Source organism: Bacteroidota bacterium (assembly GCA_016718825.1).
GTDB lineage: Bacteria > Bacteroidota > Bacteroidia > J057 > JADKCL01 > JADKCL01.
The window spans coordinates 227994-250619 of the sequence record JADKCL010000007.1 but is presented as its reverse complement, the minus strand read 5'-3'; the positions used below and the strand labels follow the sequence as shown (position 1 = coordinate 250619).

The window sequence follows — 22626 nt, the reverse complement described above, 5'->3', positions numbered from 1 at the left end:
ATTATGAATCAATTGCTGGAGAAGATTAAGAAAATTGAAGCCCTCATCGCGGGCGCGCAGACCGATGGTGAGAAAAACGCAGCGATTTCGGCAAAAGAGAGAATCCTGCGCAACAATCCTTCTCTGCAAATCCAATCCAAACCCAAAGAATTCAGCTTGTCCATGCCCAGCAATTGGCATAAGAAATTGTTGATTGCAATTTGCCGCAAATATGAGGTAAAACCCTATCGCTATTACCGGCAAAAGTACACGACCGTCATGGTGAGGGTGGATGAAGCTTTTATGAACCAAGTTTTATGGAAGGAATTCCAGCAATATTCCCGCCTCATGGAGGAATTGGTCAGTGAAATCACCGACGATTTGATTTCGAAAATCCACCAACATGAGGACGAGGATTTGATTCAAGGAGAACTCAATTAGGCACACTATGGAAACTTCACAACTCAAAGACGGCGACAACTGCACCGTAATCGCCGGCACCCACAAAGGCAAATCCGGCATCGTCCGCGACATCCACGCGAGCAAAACGGGGCATATTACGATCACGGTCGTGCAGGAAAACGGCGTGCGCTTCAAGACATTGGCGAAGAATGTGGTCGTGCAATAGGTGATACAACGATATGAAAATCAACAAACAACAGCTTGATCCGGAACTTCGCAAGTTTTACGGACCGATGAAATTCGCTGCCGGATTGTTGGGGCGTGCGTGGACTGTGCGGATGCTGAACAGATTGGGCAATCTGACCAAGGGGGCCAAAATAAAGGGGTTGAATTGTGCGGAACAGTGGATTCCGGGCACAGCGGGCGGACCTGATATCCGTGTGCGCATATTCGGGCCTGCGAATGCCACCGGGAAATTGCCCGGCATGCTGTACATCCATGGCGGCGGCTATATTACGGGGAGTCCGGAGTCCTTTTTGGAGGTGATTCATCGCTTCATCGCCACAAAACCCTGCATCATTGTTAGTCCAGCCTATCGGCGCGCATTGGATGCCCCCTACCCTGCTGCATTCGACGATTGTTATTCGACCTTATTGTGGATGAAGGCGAATGCGGAAACCCTTGGAATGATTGCGGATAAGTTCATCGTCGCCGGCCATAGCGCGGGCGGGGGACTGACTGCGGCCGTGAGCCTGAAAGCGACGGATACCCAAGATGTGGCGATTGCCTTTCAAATGCCCATTTATCCGATGATCGATGACCGCCAAAACACAGCATCCACCGTCGACAACAATGCGCCCGTTTGGAATGCGAAAACCAACAAATTTGGCTGGAAGGCCTATCTGCAGGACCTGAATGCGCAGCATGTACCGATTCCCGCGTATGCAGCGGCAGCGCGCGACGGATTATTCGAAGCTTCCGCCCACCATTACCTTTGTCGGCGACTTGGAACCCTTCAAGGATGAAACGCTGACGTACGTGCAGCAGCTCCAACAGGCCCATGTCCCCGTTGAATTCCAATTGTTCAAGGGCTGTTTCCATGCCTTCGAAATGGTCGCACCCAAAGCCAAGATCAGCCAATCCGCCTGGGCCTTTTTGCTGGGTGCTTACGGGGAATATTGGGAAAGGTACTTCGGGGAAAGGAGTTGATGGAGGGACGGGCATGCCCTTCGGGTGGTCTCCTTGGCGGGCAATTGGTATTTTCGGAAGACCAGACTGAATGGTGCAAAAACACAGCAAGCTATCCGTAAATCAAGATCAATGCGCTTTTCTATTGCCGAGACGTCCTTTTTGACTATTTTCGATCCGAAATGGAAGAAAACTTTGGTCAATCTGGGGGATTTGCAGGGATTTGCGCACGGCGTTGCGGGAGGTCAGGTCGTGACGGTGCGTTGAAGAACCCCTTTCATGCAATTCAACTTTTTTAAAATGGACAAAACAAAAATGATTAGACCAACAACGAAGGTTTACCGAAGAGAGGTCATTGAAGGATATTCAATACCTGCGTTTATTAAAAACGGGGCTCACTTTTTTGTGGACATCGATGTTTATGAAAATGGAAGGGTTGAATGTTGGAATTTTGAAGATTTCGAACATTTCGTAAGGGATGTTCAACGGGGTTGGGTGAGTTTGAGTGTGCCAGACAACAAAGCAATTTCCATACATGGTTTGGGAGGTTGGATTGTCGGTGATGGAAATTGGATTTTCAATGAAGAAACGTTTATTGCGTATGTGGAAAGTCTCATTGCGGAGCTTAATCCGAAATTTGAGAACATGTATACGTACACTGAAAAAATCATTAATGGCGTTAGAATTGGTGAAAGTGGGAATGGTACCGTTTACAAAGAAAGGAAGTCCTATCCATTCGATATTTTTCCTGAGAAGATAAACGGGCAGAGTTTGAATCTGTTTTACAAGACTTCGGACGATTTTCATTTGGTGAGGGTCAATGTCTTTCCGGACGCTACCATTCGACTTTCAAGACTGGAGAATCCGCTGGAATTGACCATGTCGGAATTTGAAAATTTGATCCGGGAAGGGGTCGTGGTAAGCGAAATTCCATTGCATACGAACATATCCATTTATGGACTTGGAAGCTTCAAGGCATTGGAGGTCCAATACGTTAATTCGGTTCACGACAAACTGCTTGAAATGAAGGATATGCTGAGAGAATTGAACGGTCAGCCATCCTCCATTGAAATTTGTAGAAAGGACTTGGAAAGCTATCGCAGTAATCCCTCGGTGGAGAATAAAAATAAACTTAAAATGAGTTACGAAAATATTCCCGACCATCAGAGAATGTACGTTGGTGATATGGATACGAAGGACGTTGAAGTACGAATGATCATTTATGGAGAAAATGAAATCGAAAACTGGTCGCATTATCAGGTAGCAAAATCGCTGGGGGATTCACTTCCATCGATCCAAATTCCCAAGCCAAATGATGAAGAGGACAACAAGTAGTATCAGCTTGGAGAAGGTTCAAATTCAATGGTTGAATCGAGCATTCTCCGCTGTCTTTCGTTCCATGCAGGTGGGCAATCAAGTGCTGAAAAACGTCAAAATGCATCAAAAAAAAACATCATGAAAACTAAAATATCCATCCTTTTCGCAGCTTTCTTCGTTCTCATCGGGAACGCGTACAGTCAATACTGCACCAATGACGCCCGTTACACCGAAGTGCAATTCTTTGATTCGACGGACATTACGATTGCAGCCAATGTGCAGTACGGTATTGCCACGGACTTTCAGGGAAATCCGGATACCTTGTTGATGGACCTTTACTACCCCAATTTGGTGATTGACACGTCTCCGCAGCGGCCATTGATGCTGCTGTTTCATGGTGGCGGATTTGTCTCGGGCGACAAACAACTGGGGGATATTCGGGACTTGTGCATCCACATGGCTTTGCGCGGTTTTGTTTGCGCCTCGGTCAATTATCGACTCGGGTTTGACTTTACGGAGTACGGTCAGTACAAAGCAAGATACAGGGCGATTCAGGATGGAAATGCTGCCTTGCGCTATTTGGTCAACAATGCAAATGCGGTGAGATTGGATACCAATTGGCTGTTTGCGGGTGGACAAAGCGCCGGATCCTTACTGGCGCTGGGCATGGTGTATGCGGATCCTTCGGAACTCGACAGCATCTCCTTGTTGTACAATGTCACGGCCGCAAGCGCTGAATTGGGCAATCTCTACACCTCCGGCAATAACCTGACGAATACCTATTCCATCAAGGGCATTTTCAACAATTGGGGAGGCGTCACTGCAAGCGAAGTCGATCTCGACGAAATGCTTCCCACGGTTGCCTTTCATGGCGGACTGGATTCGACGGTGTTCATCGACGCAGACAATTCCTTTGCCCATTATACGGTGAATGGATCCCGCGCCATCCACAATGAATTGGTCGCCAACAATATTTGCAGCGAACTCACCGTAGATACCACAGGCGGCCACGGGATCTTCCGGAATGCGAGCGCTAAATTCAGGGCGCAACGCGCAAGTTGCTTCTTCAAAAGTGTATTCTGCAGCAATTGTTCCAGCTTTTACACGACCGACTCCGTTCCAACGACTTGCTCCATTCCACTCAGCATTGCCGAAAATGGCCTCGGATCCGAGATTAAAATCTATCCGAATCCCTTTGACAATGCCTTCCAAATCGAAGGGATTGCGGGTCCGTTGAACCTGTCCATGTACAATACTTTCGGACAATTGGTTCACAAGGAGGAAGTTTTGAATGGAAATGTGCAGATGGATTTGCCTGCCGGGATGTATTTTCTCAACATTCAGCAGGTGGAATCGAATGTGTCGGTTACGGCGAAGGTGATTCGGAGGTAAGGGGTCTTCGCTGCATCAAAAGGGTTTTCAAATTTGAAAAAGCAACTTCACAAATTGCTGTGACAGCAATGACAACCCCCATTTGCTCTCTTTCAAAGATGCAGTCCGAGGTTCGGCTCACACCGTTTGAATTTTCATCGCCAAAGTCCTGATAGTGCTATCAATGCCTGCGTGTCACCTTTGACGACGCCGATGCGGAGCTGAAGGCAAAGCTGCAATCAAATTTGCCCTTGTTGTTGCCGGGGTAGTTCCTGTTGATCCTTTCTTTTTTTAAATTTGATCCATGAAAGTTATTGCCACCCTTATACTGCTTTTCGTCGCGTATGCTGCTTTTGCCCAGGAACCCTGCAGAGGATATCCCATGAAGGGTTATACCGGCAACTGCGATCTATCCGTTGCTTTTTCTTCGGATGGCAAATATGTTTATACCTCCGACAGGTTAACGCTGAAAAAATGGGACATCTTCACAAAAGAGGTCGTTGAAGAAGTATCACCGTTTCCTTATGAACTCAGGCGCAATGCAATGAGTGCGGAGCCCGATGTTGTGATTGTGGGGGAATCTTTCACGTACAGCGATTATCATGTCAAGAAAAAGGCATTGCTGAATAAGCGTGCGCTACTTGAGGGGCGGACACAACCGGAGGCAAAAAAATCGGTGGGGAAGATCATCGGATCCGTAACCAGCCCTGATATATTTTTCTCCCGCGATTCAGTTTTTGCCTTAATAGGAGCGAGCAGCAAAATATATCGTGTGAACCTGACTTCCGGCGAATCAAAATTCATTGACGCGTATGATTTTGTACATCGAATATACCTGCCGGAACAAAATCTTTTCTTTTCTTCCAATACTGAAAATAAAATGTTTGCGGTTAATGCCGCTACAGGAGAAGTAATCTATTCCCCCGTTTTCTATCCACTGGACAGGGTGTTAATGTCGCCCGGCAATCAGCACTTGATTTTTGAAGGCGACGATAAATCTTTTTTTGTTGAACCTGCTACATTAAAAACAGTGCAGGAGGTTCCCGGGGGCCGCATTTATTTTAGGTCTGACGGAAAAGCATTTTACACAGCTCGTGCTCAAGTCTCATTCGCCGAATACAGCTATCCGGAATTGCTGCCGCTCTCAGCACCGGGGCAGCACGAGCTGCCGGTGCGAAAGGACTACGTTTATCAAACCTTTTTGCAAGCGGATCAAAAGTTGTTTTATACTTTTTCCGACAATTTTGCAGGCGGACCAGACATGTATATCAACGGCTTTTCGCTTGCTGACGGAAAGTCGAAAGAAATGCTGTCATTCAAGTATACACCTGTGGGTGAAGACGTGAAGATCGCCGTTAAGGAAAACGAATCCAGGATAAAAATCGGAAATGACGCAATTGCGAAACTTGAAAACATGCCTGTTCCCGCAGTTCGCCACGCGTGGGGGTCAAACATTCGTTTGGGTTTAGCGGGATCAACAGACAATGGCCTGGTACTGATGGTTGACCGATACTTTTCGGGTGCCACGGCAATACTTTGGCAGTTTCCCGAAGGCAAGGCACTTTACACTTTTGCAGATAAATATACAAAAGGAAAAGGCGGATTCGCATCGGAGATACTTGTTCCGGGAGCTATTGTTGCAACACAATTGAGTCCCGCCGGTCATACCATTGGCATTACGGCTTCTGAACCTTCAGCATCGTTGTTTTATACAAATGGCGTCCTCACCTCCCAGTTTGAGAATATGAATGTTGTCGCGGTATTGGATGATGATAAGGCTTTGATTTCTACCTATTCTAAAGGGATAGACAGACGTGAGTTAAGATTTGTTGATACAAAAACAGGAACCGTCATCACCAAATTCAAAGCGGATTATTTTCCTCCGGGCACCGAAGACACGCGTTTGATGAAAGGCAAAGCTTTTTTTCAGGACAGCGAAAGAATATTCGCCTTTGACGTGAATGAACCCGGGCAGATCAAGGTTGTGCCTTTGGCAGATTGGAAATCGATCGGGTACATGCAGTACGGCAATGTACCGTATAAAGGCTTTATGGATCGATCAACAAGAAATGCGCCGGTGATTGAAGGATATAAGACGCCGGGGAACATTGATCGACAGACTTTTCAATCACGATATTTGATCTCAAGCTACTATAATGACGGCTTTACCATTTATGACATGGCCGACAAAAAGTTCGTAACGCCGAACACGATTTTCCCGGGATGGTTCAACTATACGCATGTGGTATACCTGAAGGATAAGCAATTGTTGCTCGTTGTGCATCAATCGCCTGTTTATACCAAACCAAATGCGGTGATAGACGATCCGGGTGCCTCGGCGTTTACGATTAATATCATTACGGGAGAGATCTCTCCTTATAACCTCGGTATTGATAGTAAGGAATATACAAAAACGATTGAAACGTGGAGGGCCGAAGCATTTGCATACGCTCCGAAAAATGAGTGCGAACGGCTATCGAGAAAGTTTGCCCCGAAAACCAATCTCTCGTCATCCAATCCCGCAAATTCTCCGCTGATCGTATTGGGATTTGATTGCGAACGGAATGTTTACGTAGTAGCGCAAAGAGAGAAACTTTATCCGGGAAGTAACAGCGATGCATTGGTGAGCAGACTGAAACCCATGACCGAAGAACAATTGGACGCGGGTGGTTATAAAGAAATACAAGCGGTTTGGGAGGTATGCCAGCTTTGCAACGGATATCCCGTGGTAGGACAGCGCTACGACACCTATTCCGGTTGGGGTGAATGGGAACAGAAGAGCCTGAACATTTACCTATATACCAGGAAATGGGAGACTAATACGAATACCATTAACGAAATGTGCAAGGCTTGTAAATCGCAGGCATGGACGAAAAGGTGATACATCACAATAAGAGGCCGGTGATATCACAACCACCGAATGAGGGGGCGATCTGTGACGGGGATTTTGGAAGGCATCAGCGGCTAGTTTGCTATTGGTTTGAAATCAATCGGCAAGTTTTCAGCGGCGCCAGAGATCTCTGTTCAATTGTCAAATCAAAAAACCTCAATGTAAAATTCCGCAAAGTACTGATTAGCGAGAAAGTAGGCTGTCTAGTAGGTGGACTTCTGTTCGGATTTATTTTACCATTGATTTCACAGTTTATCGAAATCAAACGCGTACAATCAACAATCGGAATTATTGACAATTTCGAAGTTCTTTATACATATTTAAGATTTCCGACATATTGGTTTTTATGGATTATCCAGCTTATGGTTTTCGGAAAACGATGGAAACCAAAAGCTCGTTATGAGGTGCATGAAACGAAGGAAATTGAATAGCATTGAAAATGAAATCGATCTTTTTACTCCCCCTCTTGCTTTTCGCTGCTTTGGTTGGGAATGCCCAAACTTATACCCTCAGCCCGGGGCCCGTTGTCAGCGGAACGTTGGTTGTGGGCGGGGTCTTGGAACTCCCAATTATGCAGAACCGAGGCAATGATTCCATTCTATTGAAGTATGAATTGATCAGCAATACCTGCGATCCTTCATGGACCGTGACTGTTATCGACAATCAGTCTTCCTATGCGAGCGTAATTCCTTCGGGAACAATGATGCCTGTGGCCCCACAGGAGGATGGCTTTTTAAGATTGGACTTTTATCCATTTCAAACGACAGGTTCGGCCACCGTAAAATACAAGATCTGGGATGATGCCTTCCCATTGGAAATCGACACCCTTACGTACCTCATAGATGTGATTACGGGTGTTTCACCGACAATTGTCCAAGCCAATGTTGCGATTTACCCCAATCCTGCAACGGACATTCTGCATATTCAAACAGGCATGACCATGTATCCCGGTGCGTTGATGCAATTGTATGGCGTTGACGGAAAATTGGTTGCAACGTCCGAAATACCCACCCATGGCAATTTGAATTTTCCCGTCTCCGGATTCGCAAAGGGACTTTACCTGCTTCGTATCGCCGACAAAGCACGCGTGATGCATACCCGCGTTCATATCCAATAATCGTCACGGTTTTCAGGAATTTAAATGGTGATTTTTGAACCGGGGGCGGATTTGCTTTGCGGAAGGTTGTTGCTTTGGAGCAGGGAATACCTTGCCAAGCAGCTTGTCATCGCTTCTCCACGTAATCCGAGATTGTTGCACCGTACTGACCACAATCCACAAGCAGTTGTAGATATCGCACATTGACTGGGGAGGGTTCTGATTTTGAACTTCATGGCATCATCATGAAGAAAAACACAGGAAATATGAGCTTCGCAGAATTGGCTTTAAGCAAGCGCAAGATCAATACACGCTTTTTCGATGCCGTCAATGCTATGATCGACTGGGGGAGCATCGAAAAGGTCATTGATCAATTTGACACGCGTGGGAAGCGCTTGGATGGCAATCCTTGCTACGCTGGCCTTGTGCTTTTCAAAATGAGTTTGCTTGGAATTTGGTATGGGCTGAGTGACAGGGAATTGGAGGACCACGTGAATGATTCGATTTCCTTTACGCGGTTCTGCGGGCTATCCCTTGAGGATTCCATACCGGACCACAGCATCGTGTCCCGGTTCCGGAACCATGCTGTCCACCCAGGAAGTATGGCATACGCTTTTGGACGAAGTGAACCGTCAATTGCAAGAAAAAGGCTGTTGGTTCGTACCGGGACGATCGTGGACGCTTCCATCAGAGAGAGCCCGCTGAAGCCAAAGCAAGGCGCAATACGAAGTGAAGGTGACAATGAGGCGGTTGCGCCAGGCAACGGTCACAAGACGGGGCCAAGCTTCAGAAGATGGTCAAAAGCCCTGGCGTGACGTTGAGGCGGCGTGGACAAAAAGGCCGGCAAGCTATATTACGGCTATAAAAAGCACCACGCTACTGATATGAACGGCATCGTGCTTGCAGTAGAAACAACAGCAGCCAACACCCATGACGGTCAAGTCCTTGAGTTGCTGATCGAGCGAGCTGAACCAGCCCCCAAGACTTCGCTTTATGCTGACAAGGGATATTGCTCGGAGGCCAACCCAAATTCGCACTTGCGAAGCAAGCAGTTATACAACGGGATAATGAAAAAGAGTCGAAACCATGAGTTGAGCACATACTACAAGAAGAAAAACAGGCTTATCAGCTCCGTTCGATGGGTGGTCGGGCGAACGTTTGGAGGGCAAAACGATGGTTCGGCACAGGCAAAGCACGATACCGAGGCCTGGAAAGAACAAACGGTCAACACATTCTAGAACGATTTGTTGCAACCTGAGACGGGCACCGAGGCTATTGACGGAGCTTAACCTAACATGCTGAATTAGTCCCTAAAACCGGAATACGAACAAGTTTTCGAGCAAAAATCGATACCCGAGCCATCTCCCGAGCCCGGCTTTGGAAAATAAACAGACTTTCCAAAGGCAAAAAACACCTCAGAATATTTGATGGAGGAAGTGAGGATTTTGGCATGAGGTTGTGCAACAGTCTCCATCCTGAATTTTAGCCATGATCGACAGGAGTCCCAGATTCGAAGGGGTTGAAGGTCCGTTGGACCTGTCCGTTTACAATACTTTCGGGCAATTGGTTCACAAGGCGGAAGTTTTGAATGGAAATGTGCAGATGGATTTGCCTTCTGGAATTTATTTTCTCAACATTCAACAAGTGGAAACGGGTTCGTCATTTGCGGCGAAGGTGATTCGGAGGTGAGTGGGACGGCATAGGTGGTGGCATAAATTCTTTGGCGGCGAAAGAGGATGGACGGCAACTTGACGTTGAGCTGCGAAAGCCGCGTGAACCTTCTATGTTGGCTCGGGAGACGAAAGTTTTGCGAGTCTCGGGAATGTTTGCGAACTTGGTAACGAAAGCTTTGTCTATCTGGGTATTAGCTGCGAACACATGAGACAACTACCAATAATAGCATTATTCTTCTTGCTCTCCTGTTCGGGGATAGTGAAGAACGACTTTAATGGCGGAAAAGAAATGGCATTTGACGAGAAAGAAATTTTAGGCGAGTTGGACTTGGCTTTTAACGGAACCCCGAGCAAGTATTTTCCAGCGGGACAACCAGAAGATATTAAATACAACTTTTTCCTTGATCTGGAACACGGTTATTGTGAGACAGCTGGGAATAGAATTCATTTGTACGCCGACTCGACAAGATGGGTGATCGTTTTTGAGAAAAGTGGCTATCAAAATCGAGGAACCTCTGCCGAAATAGGAATTGGACTACGTCGGGAACTGTATTGATTATCCGGTTGAAACCTATCCTGAAAGGGGCTCACATCACAAATTCAAGCCGCGTGATCCTCATTGACCCGACTGAATTTGAAAGAATTGAAAATAATCAGGGTGGTGAAATGGAAACATTTGAATTGATCGGGCAGAACATCAAAGAAGTTAAGGTCAGAGATAAATTTGTCCCGTTCGACAGCAACTATAGAAATTATCAGAAGCTTGGAATCGAAGTCCGGGATTATGAGAATCCCAACAAGTTGATTGGATTTGGAGGCTTGGTAAGATATTTGCATGAAACGAATCCAGCACTCATCAGTGCGACAGATGATGAAATACGCATGCATATTCCCAAGGACATACCGAAGCTGATCACAATTCACGAATTCCATTTTGTAAGCGCCTACGAAAAGACAAACCCGCCTAGCCAACAAGAAACGTACAAACTACTTGCAAACGTTTTGGTTACGCGAGACACGACAAATTGGAAGCCAACGCAAAAATCCAATAACAGCTGGAAAAATTGGGAATCGGGAAATTTATGATCACACGAGCAACTACAGCTGGGAGGTCGTTTGTAAATGGCGGGGTTGGGTGCTCCGAAGGGAGTTACGTGCTAGCCGAGAGTTCGGCTCTCCGGTTCAACATGGATGCCACAAGACCCACACATCGTAAAGCTGCAAAACGATAAGAATGATTTCATGAAACGAATGATAGCAACAATCTTGATGACATTGTATCTTGGACTTTTAAATATTGGCCTCGGACAGGCCATTAGACCTGAGATTGGCAAATTGGCCGCAGGCATTGCGAAGTACAATGTGCTCACAAGTGAAGGTGTCGGTTATGCTGGCGTGAGGACAGACCAATGGCGTAGATACGAAACATTGAAAGAAAAGGCGACGAATGAAGAATTAATGGAATTAACCGAACACGAGAATTCAGTGGTTCGATGTTATTCTTTTCAAGCATTGGCGAATAGGAAAAATGTTGATTTGTTGCCAATATTAATTCAGCATCTTTATGATTCGGCATCCGTAAACACGTTTCAAGGCTGTTTAGTCAGTTGGATGAGTGCAGGCGACTATTTTCTTGAAGTTGTTACACCACAATACATCGACCTCGATGCCTACAAGTTGAGTGACAAAGAAAGAGCAGTCGTTGACAGCATTATTATCTTTGACAAAAAGATCATGCTTGCAGCAAAGTCGGACATTTTAGAAAAACTAAAGCCTGAAATCAGATACTACGACCGTGTAAGAGAAATTGTAGAAGTCGAGAACAACAGCAGTGGGCTGATTGCTTTGTCAAAATTTCGCAACGAGCATGACAAGGAATTTTTTATTGAAAGACTCCAATCAAACATAGCAGACATTCAGTATTACGGACTTTGGTCCGTCAGGAACTTTCCTGATAGTTCCTTTTTCCCGTACATTGTGAAGATTCATGAGAGGGAAATAAAGAAGCCAACAGGATTTAATTACCCAATGTTGAGAATGCTATACCAAGCTATCGTTCAGTATAAAGATAAATCTTCCAGGGAATTAATTGAGTTGACCTTTGACAAAGCAAAAGGTTCAACCCTTGATTATCACTCTGAATATATTTGGCTTGCACTGGAAAAATACCCGGACACCATATATGTCGGCCTGCAAGACAAAGTGAAATTGTCTGAATGGAAGAGAAAGGAAATGAATTATTGGTTTGAAGGGTCTGATAGATGAGAAAAGGCATACCTCACAGCACAATTGCACAAGGCAGGAGGGCCTGCGCCGCAGACAGGTTGGTGGAAACAGAAAAATCAATTATGCGTATCACCTTTGGTATTGCAAAGCCCGTCCATCGAAAATCTTCAGACCATTAAACAAAAACACAAAATGTCCACAACCCTAAAAATACTCCTCAAAGCAACATTCTGGCTCTCAATCACATTCATCCTGGTAACATTCTACGCCTTGACATTTGGCCAATCTTCCACCTACGAGTTTGCAGACTGGGAAGTGAGTGAGCGTTTTACGATACGATCATGCCTGGCCTGCCGATTGCAATTTTGCTGACATTAACAGGAACCGTCAAACAGGCGAATGACCATTCAAAAATGCGACCATCATCATTGCGACGATGATAGGCTCCGGTATTTCGTTTTTCGTGATGGTGAGCATGCTTTTTTCCGTGGGATTTGTGACAATTACAAATGATACCGTACTTTATCGGCACAAGGCTGACCCGACCACAACGATCGTGGCGCAGACAATTGGGTACGGGGCTTTGGGTGAGGACGGACATCGGGTAGTGAAGCTTGAGCCGTTTTTGCATTTCTGGAATAAGCGTACGATTGTTGACACCTCCAAAATCAACAAAGCAGACTGGATCCTGGTCAATGAAGGAATGGACCTGAATGAGGGCGAATAGGACCTCGAGGTTCAAATGGTTTATGGATAAGGAAAGCGACGAACTTGGCATCACTATTACCAACCTTCGGCCCTGCACGCCTTTTAAGGATAATTAACCTATGTTGGATGAATTCTGTCAGTAGCTTGCTGAAGCTTTCGGAAAGGGACCTCGCGGATACCATCGTGAGCGGTCTCCATGGGACGCCACCCCAACCGGCGATGAGATGAAAAACGCAAAGACAATTTCACCGATGAAAAAGGTTTTCTCCCCCCTACACGTTTTTATTTTCCTGACGGTGCTGCTTTTGGGGCTTGCCTGCAACGGACCCATTGCAAAGGATTCACCAAAAGAAAAGGAACATCCCAAGCTGATCAAAACCATCGGTGATCCCCGATATGGCAATGTCAATTGCATCCTGCAAGACAAGGCCGGTAACCTTTGGTTTGGCACGACAGAAAATGGCCTGTACAAGTACGACGGCAAATCGTTTGTCCGATTCTTGAAGGCCGATGGGTTGAACAGCAATGATATTTCCGCGCTTTTGGAAGATCGGGATGGCAAAATATGGATCGGGACGCTTGCAGGACTTTGCCGGTATGACCCTTCGAATTCGGATCCATCCAACCGTAAGCTATTTACTGAAATCCAGATTCCTTTACCCCAAACACTGCCTCCCAACAGGAATGAACACTATCGCAGTACGCATTGGGTATTCAGTATGATGCAGGCAAACGATGGAAAAATCTGGTTTGCAACGATCGATGGTGTTTTCGTTTATGATGGCAAAACCTTTGCGCTGTTTGTTGTCGATGCAGGCGCAGAAGGGTTTTTGAGCACCAACAACAACGCGGAACGCATCTTTGAAGACCAATCAGGTAACATTTGGTTTGGCGCCCGAACGTACGATGGTGTGTATCGGTACGATGGAAAAACTGTAACCAACCTTAAGCTTGAAGATTTATACCAAGATGGTCCAACGCCCAAGCCGCATCATTGGGGATGGCCGCATTTGCAGGATAAAAACGGGAATATTTGGTTCGGCAATTGGGGTGGAGCCTACCGATATGATGGGACAACATTTACAACGTTTACAAAAAGCGATGGCTTGGCCGGTGGTGTTACCCGGATCATCGAAGACAGGAACGGAAACCTTTGGTTGGGTGGTGATGCCGGTGCTGGACTTAGCCGTTACGATGGCACTTCGTTCACGCGTTTTACTACCAAAGACGGCCTCATCCACAACAGTATATGGTCGATTTTGGAAGATAAGGCTGGAAATATTTGGGTGGGTACGAGGGAGACGGGTCTCTCCCTTTACGATGGAAAAGCGTTTGTTACGTATTCGGAGTATCAACACGAGCCTGCAACGAATTGAATTTGCAAGGGTTCAAGGAAGTGAACGAAAGCAGGAAACCACCTACACGCGTGTCGTTTCATTCGAGGGGAGGTCCGAAATCCAACACTCAGGCAAACGAAACTTTTGTAACTCTTCGGAATATTCGCGAGCTTTACCAGAAATGGAAAGCTTTGTTTATCTGGGTGTTTGCTCCAAAAATCCGACAAGAATTAAGTGAAATGCTATGAGCCAACAAGAACATTCGAAGATCATCGATAAACTTGCCAAACAAATTTTTCAGCCATATGGATTGGAACAAAAGGGGAAATCACGCACATGGTATGACGACCAAGGACTCTACACGACGGTGATCGAATTTCAACCACACAAGTGGGAACATGGTGCCTTTCTGAATGTTGGCGTGAACTTTCATTGGTATGCACAAGCATATACTTCCTTCGATATTGGCTATCGCGTAGCTGGTTTTGAGAAATTCGAAACGGCCAAACAATTCACCTCGAAAATTGAAGACATGATTCGTTTGGCTTTAGATAAAGCATTCTCTTATCGCCAACAGCTGAAGGACATTCATGCAGCAAAAGTTTTATTCTTGCCCATGAATTTACCAGTGATTCCTTAGTGGGGCACCTATCACAAGGGGGTCATTTGTGGGCTTACCCATGACACAGATGGCCTATACAAACATTTTGATGCCTTGCTTTTGGTTGATCATGACGTCCCGTGGGCAAATGAACTTAAATCGAACGTAGCTCATTTGAAAGGAATCGCCGCGGACCATTCGAAATTCAGGGCTGAAATTCTAAGGATCGTTCTTGAATCCAGGAATTTGAAAAAACTGAAGCCAATGGAGATCGAATTACTCAATTCTATTGACGAACTTTAATTAATGCTCAATTCGTGATGACTTAATACCAATTGAAAAGATGTACAGCGAGGAGTGGAAAAAAGATGTCGATGAAAATCTGTTTTGGCTAATGATCGAATTGGCTTTGACCGATGAAGCAGCTTTTATGAAAAGAATAGAGGCATTTGATCGAAAAGCACTCATTTGGTTCTATTGGCATTATGAGTCACTTGAAAGCGAATTGGGGCAAGAGAAGTTCCTCAAGTTTACAAACCCATCTTACTCAGAGGATTCCCGGGATGACCTTTGGAGGGAAGTCGTCGGAAAAGGAAAACAATTCTATTCCAGCGTGATGAAAAACCCGGAATTACTCCCCACAGAGACCGACTATTCACATCCGTCACATAGGATTAAACCCAAAGTCTCCGACGTTTTCTATAGACGCTTTCAAGAAGAAATTCCTCCCAATTCATACGATTATTGACATCTTCATTGTTTGAATCAACTGATTTGAATGGAGCGTAGCACGTTGAGAAACCAATGCGTCCTTGCTGACAATCGTTTTTCAGCATCGAATGACGCCATAGATTTCAGCGCGAATTAGGGTACCGAAAAGCCCTTCGTTGAACCATCCATCTGCTGGACTCGGCATTCAAAACTCTTGTAACTCTTGTGAATGTTTACGAACTTGTTGTGAAAAGAAAGCTTCGTTCATTTGTCTAATTGCCACAATTAAAATGAATATCCTCAATATCCTGCTGATCACGCTACTCTGCCTTGGCAGCGGTTTTGTCGATGACCAAAAAGCTGATGCAAATTTGACCGAGCCTGAATTGGAAGGGCATTGGAGTTTGTATGATACCAAAATTGTGAAGGAGGTCCCCTTTTTGAACCTTCAGGCTCCCGAACCGGACGCAAATGCACCAAGCCTGGACAGTCCTTGGGACTCCTATACCGAGTTTGATCTTGTTTTTGAGAACGACGCGTTCTACCGGGTTCACTATCCCATCGAGGCAAAAGCACCGGTTCACTACTTGCTTGACGGTGGCTATGTGCACGTACGATTGAAGGACGAATTCGAAGCCTATCCTGTTGAGCGCGTGCAGGATACGCTGATTGTGTACACGCCAATCCCGGGTGAAGGCTTTTTCAAGGAAAGGTATTTACCCACCCAATTCAACGACAGCATTCTCAGCGTAATGAAAAAATATGGGGTGAATTATCCAGAATTAGCCGGTACATGGATGTTGGTACGCGAGGAGGATTATGATTATGGGACACATTTTGAGCTGAGATTCCCGCACGCCCTACCCGATTCCATCGAATTGACCCGCAAGCAGATGATCTCTGCGCTGGATCACAAGAGAATATTTATGATGCGTACCGACGGGATCAAACGAGATTATTCATTCCAGTATTGGGATTCAAGGATGTATTTTACGCCCGGGAAATGGTTTAAAGGGGGCGTGTATGCGATCTATTTTTATCAAAAGTAGAATTGCTAAAGGAGGAATTTGAAGGACAGAGAGACAGGAATGCAAGAGCTCTTTTCAGACTTACTTGGGGTAAAAACAGGATGCGCTCGGCTATGCGGGCAACAAGAGGGCTGCGGAATTCAAGCAACCCTCCGCGCGCTTTGCGTTTCAGCAGGCATAGGAAAACGCAAAGAACGCAATGGTTCTCAAAGTCCGCAATGATGAATATTGGAAGCTTTTTCGCAGTACATTTGCATCATCATGTCTGAATTCTGGGAATCAATTTTTAAGGACAAGCAGGAAATGTGGGGCTGGGAACCTGCCGAATCTGCCAACCTTGCCATGGAACGCTTTCAAAAAAGTGGATTCCGCAGCGTACTCATTCCCGGGTTTGGCTACGGCAGAAATGCCAAACCCTTTATCGACAATGGATTCATGGTCACAGGGATTGAGATTTCAGCAACTGCAATTGAATTGGCCAAAAAGCAGTTTGGAGAAGGCCTACAAATCCACCTCGGTTCGGTTGGTGAAATGCCTTTTGACCAAGAAATGTACGATGGCATATACTGCTATTCCTTGCTGCATTTACTCGACGAAAATGAACGTGCAAAACTCATCCAAGATTGCTACAATCAGCTCAACACCAATGGCTACATGGTTTTTGTCTCGATTTCAAAATTGGATTTCAGATATGGGCAAGGGACAGCCCTCAGCAAAGATCGATTCCAAACTTGGCCCGGCGTGACTTTGTTCTTTTACGATTCCGAATCCATCCAATCAGAATTTGGAAATTATGGTCTCATCGAGGCAGAAGAAACGGACGAACCCAAGGAAAATCCGGGCAACAAGCCACAGCAAAAATTTTGGTACATTGTATGTAGAAAACCCGCATGACACTAGGGGAAAGGTCGGTTGACACATCAGCCTAAATGCCCATTTTCCCGCAGCCATTCAATGCTTTTGCGCACGCCTTGTTCCAACGAATGCGGTGCATAACCCAGCTCACGTTTGGCCTTTTCAATGGAAACCGGCCACGAATATTTGGATTTCTCGAGCAATTTCCGCGTCAGCAAGGGTTGTTTGCCATTGGCCTTTGCCACAACCGCCATTATTCTTTCAGACAAACGCAGCCCCCACAATGGAAGCGGAATTCGCCTTGCTTTTTTCCTTGTGATCACAAAAATCGTATCCAAAAATTCGTCCATGGAGGCATTTTCTCCGCCGAGAATTTACTTTTCGCCGGCTTTGCCGTTGCCGAATCCCTTGCCGGCTATCCCATCCTTGGCAGTCCAACACAAAGCGCTTCGCTGATCAAAATCCAAACCAAGGATGACAATTGTCATTCGCGTCGCGGGCTGTTGGAAATAATTTTGATTCAGCAACTAAGATCTGTTTGCTTTACATCAATATGCGTTGTAGACAGATTTTATCGTTCTTCATTTCACTTGGATGGTTTTATCCCACAGAAATTCATGGTCTGAAAATGGTTGTGGTAACGACCCATCATCACCGTGTACCTGAAAATCGATTTATGTAGGATGAATTTTCAACTTGATTGCCTTATGAAAAAATGGATGGTGTTTTTTGTAGCAGTCTTTTTTTTCAGTTTAACTGCAAGCGCACAATGGTCAGTACTTCCCGGCGGTGGAGCCGGTAAGAAAATCTGCGTTGACAATGGTAGAGTCTGGGTGCTTGGCATGGATGATGGCATTTATTCATTCAATGCCGGCAGTTGGATACAATATCCTGGTAATGGAAAAGGGAAGGATATTGCAGTCTGCAATGGCGTCCCTTATGTCATCGGCATGGATGATGCCATTTACAAAGGAACGGGATCCGCTTGGGAAAGATTGCCTGGAAACGGAGCCGGGAAAAGAATTTACTGCGACAATGGTACCGTGTGGGTAATTGGAATGGATGATGGGATCTATTCATTCAATGGAAGTGGATGGACACAATACCCCGGTGGTGGAAAAGGGAAAGATATTGCTGTTGCGAATGGTACACCCTACGTGATCGGCATGGACAATGCCATCTATCGCGGCAATGGAAGCAATTGGGAACAATTAAGAGGGGGTGGCTATGGACTTGCCATCTACTGTGGTGACAACAAACCTTGGGTAATTGGAATGGACGGAGGAATTTATTCCTTCTCCAACAATGCTTGGGTCCAATACCCGGGAGGTGGAAAAGGCAAGGATATCGCGGTTTATGGCGCAGTTCCTTTTGTCATCGGCACGGATAATAGCATTTACAGAGGGAATTAGGCATTCGAGGTCGAAGGATGCATTGTAGAGTACTTTATGGTAGGCAGGTCGGTCTGCGTGCCTACCGACGAGACCATTTTCCGGAAGTCAACACTTGCATTGCTTACGTGCAGGATGCTCTCGGTAACGGGAGAAAGAAGACGGCTGGGGTATCCAAGCCAACTCCAAGCCAATGTTGTGTATCGCTCCATGCTGGAAATCGGGCTCACAAGTGGATGATCTCGGTCGAAAACATTGGCGCACATTGCCAATCGGGCTAGAGAAACGAAAGTTTTGTGATTCTCACGAAGATTTGCGATCTTGACAAGCAAAGAAGGCTTCATTTAACTGGGCATTAGGCTTAATGATGAAAAAGACAATAACAACATTAATCATGCTCCTGCTTCTATCAGCGATGGGGTTTTCGCAGTTTGTTCAAATTCCTAGTGGAACAACGTCGGACATTAATTCAATAGGTTATAGCAGTGGGAAATTGTTCTTTCTTGGACACAATTATTTGAGTTCATCTGTTGATTTGGGTAACAGTATCACCCAGTTAAACATCCCACTGAATTTACCCTACAATTATGGATTAAACGTTTTGGACACCTCTAACCTATATCTAATTTCAGGGTATCACAATCCATATTACCAATATGAAATTATTCACACATCAGATGGTGGAATGAACTGGACTATTCTCTACGACACGATCGGAACACCGATTCATGATCTGACGGCAAATGAAAATGGAAGCTTACTTGCCGTTGGCAATTTCGGTAACATATTTAAATCACAAGACGGCATTAACTGGACAATCTCAAATGCAAATAACATTACAACCATATGGAATTGTGTAGGCTTGACGGACAGTTCTTACGCCATAAGTGGATTCGAATATTCCGGCATTTCAGAAGATTACGGAAATATTTGGCATACAACTTATTTCAACATATCTCATTCAAGCTCAATCGTTCCTATTTCACCGGACACCATTTATATGAGTTCTTATTTCTGGAATGGCTGGGAATCGTTTTTCTCAAAATCAATTGACGGTGGGAATTCTTGGACTACAAACTCAATTGGCACTGGCATTGGAATTTTTGATATGTCATTTGAATCATCAGCACATGGTTTTGCTGTAGGTGCCAAATACAATTATCCAGACACAATTGGAATATTAATGGAAACAACTGATGGCGGTGCTACATGGACAACCTACACCACAACTTATACTTCCGAGTTTCTATCAGTGAAGAAAGTTGAAAACCATTTATTTATAACTGGGACAAATGGAATAATACTTAAAGCAGATTTATCGTCATTAAGCACTCAAGACTTGGCCAAGGAGAATTCCTTTAACATTAATATCTATCCCAATCCCATTTTTGAAAATTCGCCTGTTGTTGTAATCGCTGACAAGCCAGGTGATTACAAAATTGAAGTATTGGACATTGCCGGCAGAAAATTTATTGACAAAAAATTCAACACCGAATTCGAACTTACAATAGGTACAGCAGGAGTCTATTTGATTAGAATTACAGACAAACAATCATGTAGCATCACCAAGAAATTGATAATAAATAATTAACCTAACAGCATCGAAGAAAACATGCGGCGGAAAGTGGTTTCAGCAAAGTACTTCACTCCTACCAAGCTTGTGAATGAGCGGACAGGAAAGAACTCGTAGAAGCCCCGCGTTTCTTAGCTACAAAACGTTGAACACCATCCACCAAAACAATCCCCCCGCCACAGCGGCTCCCCATCCGTGTCCCGAAAAATCCACCTCGCCGGAGCCACCAGCCACCGGCAACCTCGGCGGCCACATCGCCCGCGCGCTCATGGCCCGCGATGCCCACGTGCGCGTACTCGGCTGCCTGAGCAGCGATCCGGCCAGAATCATCGCCCTGCAGCAGCTCAAGGTGTAGGTGATCCAAGTCAATATCAATGAGTCCAAGGTGTTCTCGAAGGCTGCAATTCCCCTGGGGTGGATGGCGGAAACTGAAAGCAGCCTCGCACTTGAAGGACTTCCATTGTGAGTCTTCCTTTATGCCAGCAATTTGGATCGATAAGCGATTGTTTTGTAACTTTCTCGAAAATATTCAAGAAGAATAAAAGAAAACAGGTTCGGTTATCATGGCGTTTGAGATTGCAAGAAAGCTAAATTGGCCATTAGAATTGTTCATTTACAAAAATACAATGAAGAGAATTTTCGCAGCGGCAGCAGCTTTGTTCTATTTGAGCATTGCGGCTTATGGCCAAGTCGGCACGATTGATGCCAGTTTTGGCGCATCAGGGGCATACACCTTCCCGTTAGGTTCGGGAATCAATACGGTGGAAGCTAGAACGATGGTCGTCTTATCCAATGACCAAATTGTTGTTTCAAGCGATGAGAAATTCTCCCCTTTTCTTTTCCAGGGAAAACTGAATCAACTCACTTCCAACGGTTCATTGGACCCCTCTTTTGGTACAGGAGGAATCGTGATAGTGGACGATTCTACCTTTGGTTACAGCAATGTGATCCAAATGCCAAATGGTAAGCTCTTGGTCTCCTGGCATAAACATACGCCAAACATTTCGGTGCTCGACGATTATCCATTCTTGACGATGCACAATTCGGATGGTTCACTTGTGTCTAACTTCGGTACAAATGGACGGCTCGATTTGCCTGCCAGCCCCACGGGCGGTACGATTGGGAGCACCCTAGTAGCGGATGCAAACAATAACCTCTACGTTTTGTATGACTATGACAATGGCGAAGTGATCAGAAGTTACACAAGTACAGGGGCCATCAATACGGCTTTTGGAAGCGCAGGCACGGTTACTTTCGCAGACGATGGCACTTCCGAGATGGTTTATACCCCCACATCGGGAGGGCGATTGTTGGTGGCGAGGTACGACGTCAACGGGGATATCGCAATCAGTCGGTATTTTCTCACTGGACAACTGGATTTCACCTTCGGAAGCGCCGGCTATGTAACCATTCCGTACCTGATCGCGAATCCCCAAGCACAGGAGCTCAATGCAATAGGTTTGCAAAGCGATGGGCAATTGCTCGTACATGTCATGGAGTACAACGCAAATCAGTTGCTCAGTCGCGTCGCAAGAATAACTGCAAACGGTACATTGGATGCGACTTTCAATAACAATGCGCAGATAGCAACGGCCTCTCTCACAACACAAATTTTCTATGGAGATAAATTGATTCAGCAAACTGATGGGAAAATTATCCTCGGCGGAGGAAATGTAGATCTGAATACTGAAGATACCCAGAAGGCATTCTTCCGCCTCAATAGTGATGGCACTGCTGACAATACCTTTGGTATAAGCGGTTTATTGGCTTTGGGAACCTTTAACAATGACATAGTTTATGACGTAAAACTTCAAAGCACGGGTAAAATCATAGGCCTTGTGACCAATGACCTGAACACCTCGCCAGCTTACCTCATTCGTCTTCTCAATAACCTGAGCCTAGGTGTTTTGGAGACTTCGCTGACCACTGATTTAGGCTTGTATCCGAATCCAGTCCAAACTGATTTTGAGCTTAAATATGAATTAAGCGCTCCCCAATTGATGAGCATCTACTTGATCGATGCGCAAGGTCGTATTGTTCATTGTTTCCAAGAAAATAAGCGGGAAAATGGCGCACAAATCCATCGATTTGCTTTGCCTACCGCCATTGCTTCGGGAACTTATACCGTTTCTTTGCGCTCAGCTAGTAGCGCGAGTAATCTTCAAATTATTGTGAGGTAGATGCATGTTCCTGTGGTGGTGCCGCACCCGCTGTATGTGGGTGGACTGCGGGAAACTGTAAACCTGCTTCGTCGGTGGATCATCTCTCAGCAGAACCTAG

Annotated in this window: 27 protein-coding genes; 24 read left to right on the top strand and 3 right to left on the bottom strand. The window is 45.5% G+C overall.

The genetic code is table 11. From position 1 onward, the window contains the following. Positions 1-3 precede the first annotated feature (3 nt). From IPN95_10880 to IPN95_10780, 21 genes are all read left to right on the top strand, one after another. The gene (locus IPN95_10880) at positions 4-420 is read left to right on the top strand and encodes a hypothetical protein (protein MBK9449883.1); all 417 of its coding nucleotides are present in this window, start codon (positions 4-6) and stop codon (positions 418-420) included. A 7-nt stretch (positions 421-427) separates the two neighbouring features. Further along, a complete protein-coding gene (locus IPN95_10875; GenBank protein MBK9449882.1) occupies positions 428-607 on the top strand; it encodes a KOW motif-containing protein in 180 nt (59 codons plus the stop codon). Between the two features lie 13 nt (positions 608-620). Then, the gene (locus IPN95_10870) at positions 621-1406 is read left to right on the top strand and encodes an alpha/beta hydrolase fold domain-containing protein (protein ID MBK9449881.1); all 786 of its coding nucleotides are present in this window, start codon (positions 621-623) and stop codon (positions 1404-1406) included. After that, complete coding sequence (locus tag IPN95_10865; protein ID MBK9449880.1) at positions 1324-1590, top strand: alpha/beta hydrolase fold domain-containing protein; 267 nt, start codon at positions 1324-1326, stop codon at positions 1588-1590. Before IPN95_10870 ends, IPN95_10865 begins: the two co-directional genes overlap by 83 nt. A gap of 279 nt (positions 1591-1869) precedes the next feature. Next, entirely contained in the window at positions 1870-2904 is a 1035-nt protein-coding gene (locus IPN95_10860; GenBank protein MBK9449879.1) for a hypothetical protein, read from the top strand. A gap of 120 nt (positions 2905-3024) precedes the next feature. Continuing rightward, on the top strand, positions 3025-4278 hold the full coding sequence (locus tag IPN95_10855) for an alpha/beta hydrolase fold domain-containing protein (protein ID MBK9449878.1): 1254 nt from the start codon (positions 3025-3027) through the stop codon (positions 4276-4278). A 283-nt stretch (positions 4279-4561) separates the two neighbouring features. Continuing rightward, complete coding sequence (locus IPN95_10850) at positions 4562-7138, top strand: hypothetical protein (GenBank protein ID MBK9449877.1); 2577 nt, start codon at positions 4562-4564, stop codon at positions 7136-7138. Continuing rightward, positions 7123-7578 carry a hypothetical protein gene (locus IPN95_10845; GenBank protein MBK9449876.1) on the top strand — a complete coding sequence of 152 codons (456 nt, stop codon included), beginning with the start codon at positions 7123-7125 and terminating at the stop codon, positions 7576-7578. Before IPN95_10850 ends, IPN95_10845 begins: the two co-directional genes overlap by 16 nt. Positions 7579-7586: 8 nt before the next feature. Next, positions 7587-8264 (top strand): T9SS type A sorting domain-containing protein, encoded by a 678-nt coding sequence (locus tag IPN95_10840; protein MBK9449875.1) that lies wholly within the window; start codon positions 7587-7589, stop codon positions 8262-8264. A 224-nt stretch (positions 8265-8488) separates the two neighbouring features. After that, complete coding sequence (locus tag IPN95_10835) at positions 8489-9058, top strand: transposase (GenBank protein MBK9449874.1); 570 nt, start codon at positions 8489-8491, stop codon at positions 9056-9058. A 12-nt stretch (positions 9059-9070) separates the two neighbouring features. Continuing rightward, positions 9071-9481: a transposase gene (locus IPN95_10830; GenBank protein ID MBK9449873.1), complete on the top strand. Its 411-nt coding sequence runs from the start codon at positions 9071-9073 to the stop codon at positions 9479-9481. A gap of 250 nt (positions 9482-9731) precedes the next feature. After that, a complete protein-coding gene (locus tag IPN95_10825) occupies positions 9732-9932 on the top strand; it encodes a T9SS type A sorting domain-containing protein (protein MBK9449872.1) in 201 nt (66 codons plus the stop codon). A gap of 189 nt (positions 9933-10121) precedes the next feature. Then, complete coding sequence (locus tag IPN95_10820; protein MBK9449871.1) at positions 10122-10472, top strand: hypothetical protein; 351 nt, start codon at positions 10122-10124, stop codon at positions 10470-10472. An 8-nt stretch (positions 10473-10480) separates the two neighbouring features. Beyond that, positions 10481-11002 carry a hypothetical protein gene (locus IPN95_10815; protein ID MBK9449870.1) on the top strand — a complete coding sequence of 174 codons (522 nt, stop codon included), beginning with the start codon at positions 10481-10483 and terminating at the stop codon, positions 11000-11002. Between the two features lie 156 nt (positions 11003-11158). Further along, positions 11159-12181 carry a hypothetical protein gene (locus IPN95_10810; GenBank protein ID MBK9449869.1) on the top strand — a complete coding sequence of 341 codons (1023 nt, stop codon included), beginning with the start codon at positions 11159-11161 and terminating at the stop codon, positions 12179-12181. Positions 12182-12578: 397 nt separating this feature from the next. Continuing rightward, positions 12579-12869: a hypothetical protein gene (locus IPN95_10805; GenBank protein MBK9449868.1), complete on the top strand. Its 291-nt coding sequence runs from the start codon at positions 12579-12581 to the stop codon at positions 12867-12869. 232 nt (positions 12870-13101) lie between these two features. Continuing rightward, positions 13102-14226: a hypothetical protein gene (locus IPN95_10800; GenBank protein MBK9449867.1), complete on the top strand. Its 1125-nt coding sequence runs from the start codon at positions 13102-13104 to the stop codon at positions 14224-14226. A gap of 205 nt (positions 14227-14431) precedes the next feature. Next, a complete protein-coding gene (locus tag IPN95_10795) occupies positions 14432-14827 on the top strand; it encodes a hypothetical protein (protein MBK9449866.1) in 396 nt (131 codons plus the stop codon). Between the two features lie 304 nt (positions 14828-15131). After that, positions 15132-15536: a hypothetical protein gene (locus IPN95_10790; GenBank protein MBK9449865.1), complete on the top strand. Its 405-nt coding sequence runs from the start codon at positions 15132-15134 to the stop codon at positions 15534-15536. Between the two features lie 253 nt (positions 15537-15789). Continuing rightward, entirely contained in the window at positions 15790-16548 is a 759-nt protein-coding gene (locus IPN95_10785; GenBank protein MBK9449864.1) for a hypothetical protein, read from the top strand. Between the two features lie 240 nt (positions 16549-16788). Then, positions 16789-17421: a class I SAM-dependent methyltransferase gene (locus tag IPN95_10780; GenBank protein MBK9449863.1), complete on the top strand. Its 633-nt coding sequence runs from the start codon at positions 16789-16791 to the stop codon at positions 17419-17421. Positions 17422-17447: 26 nt separating this feature from the next. On the opposite strand, the gene IPN95_10775 is transcribed toward IPN95_10780, so the two are convergent. After that, positions 17448-17651, bottom strand: a complete 204-nt coding sequence (locus IPN95_10775) for a hypothetical protein (protein MBK9449862.1) — start codon at positions 17649-17651, stop codon at positions 17448-17450. A gap of 438 nt (positions 17652-18089) precedes the next feature. Between IPN95_10775 and IPN95_10770 the strand changes: the two genes are divergently transcribed. Next, positions 18090-18794, top strand: coding sequence for a hypothetical protein (locus IPN95_10770; GenBank protein MBK9449861.1), 705 nt, complete (start codon positions 18090-18092; stop codon positions 18792-18794). On the opposite strand, the gene IPN95_10765 is transcribed toward IPN95_10770, so the two are convergent. Beyond that, on the bottom strand, positions 18791-18985 hold the full coding sequence (locus tag IPN95_10765) for a hypothetical protein (GenBank protein MBK9449860.1): 195 nt from the start codon (positions 18983-18985) through the stop codon (positions 18791-18793). The genes IPN95_10770 and IPN95_10765 overlap by 4 nt on opposite strands. Before the next feature lie 155 nt (positions 18986-19140). On the opposite strand from IPN95_10765, the gene IPN95_10760 reads away from it, so the two are divergent. After that, the gene (locus IPN95_10760; protein MBK9449859.1) at positions 19141-20364 is read left to right on the top strand and encodes a T9SS type A sorting domain-containing protein; all 1224 of its coding nucleotides are present in this window, start codon (positions 19141-19143) and stop codon (positions 20362-20364) included. Between the two features lie 117 nt (positions 20365-20481). Here IPN95_10760 and IPN95_10755 read toward each other — a convergent pair whose 3' ends face one another. Beyond that, on the bottom strand, positions 20482-20730 hold the full coding sequence (locus tag IPN95_10755) for a hypothetical protein (GenBank protein ID MBK9449858.1): 249 nt from the start codon (positions 20728-20730) through the stop codon (positions 20482-20484). A gap of 179 nt (positions 20731-20909) precedes the next feature. Between IPN95_10755 and IPN95_10750 the strand changes: the two genes are divergently transcribed. After that, complete coding sequence (locus IPN95_10750; GenBank protein MBK9449857.1) at positions 20910-22526, top strand: T9SS type A sorting domain-containing protein; 1617 nt, start codon at positions 20910-20912, stop codon at positions 22524-22526. The last annotated feature ends 100 nt before the right edge of the window (positions 22527-22626 follow it).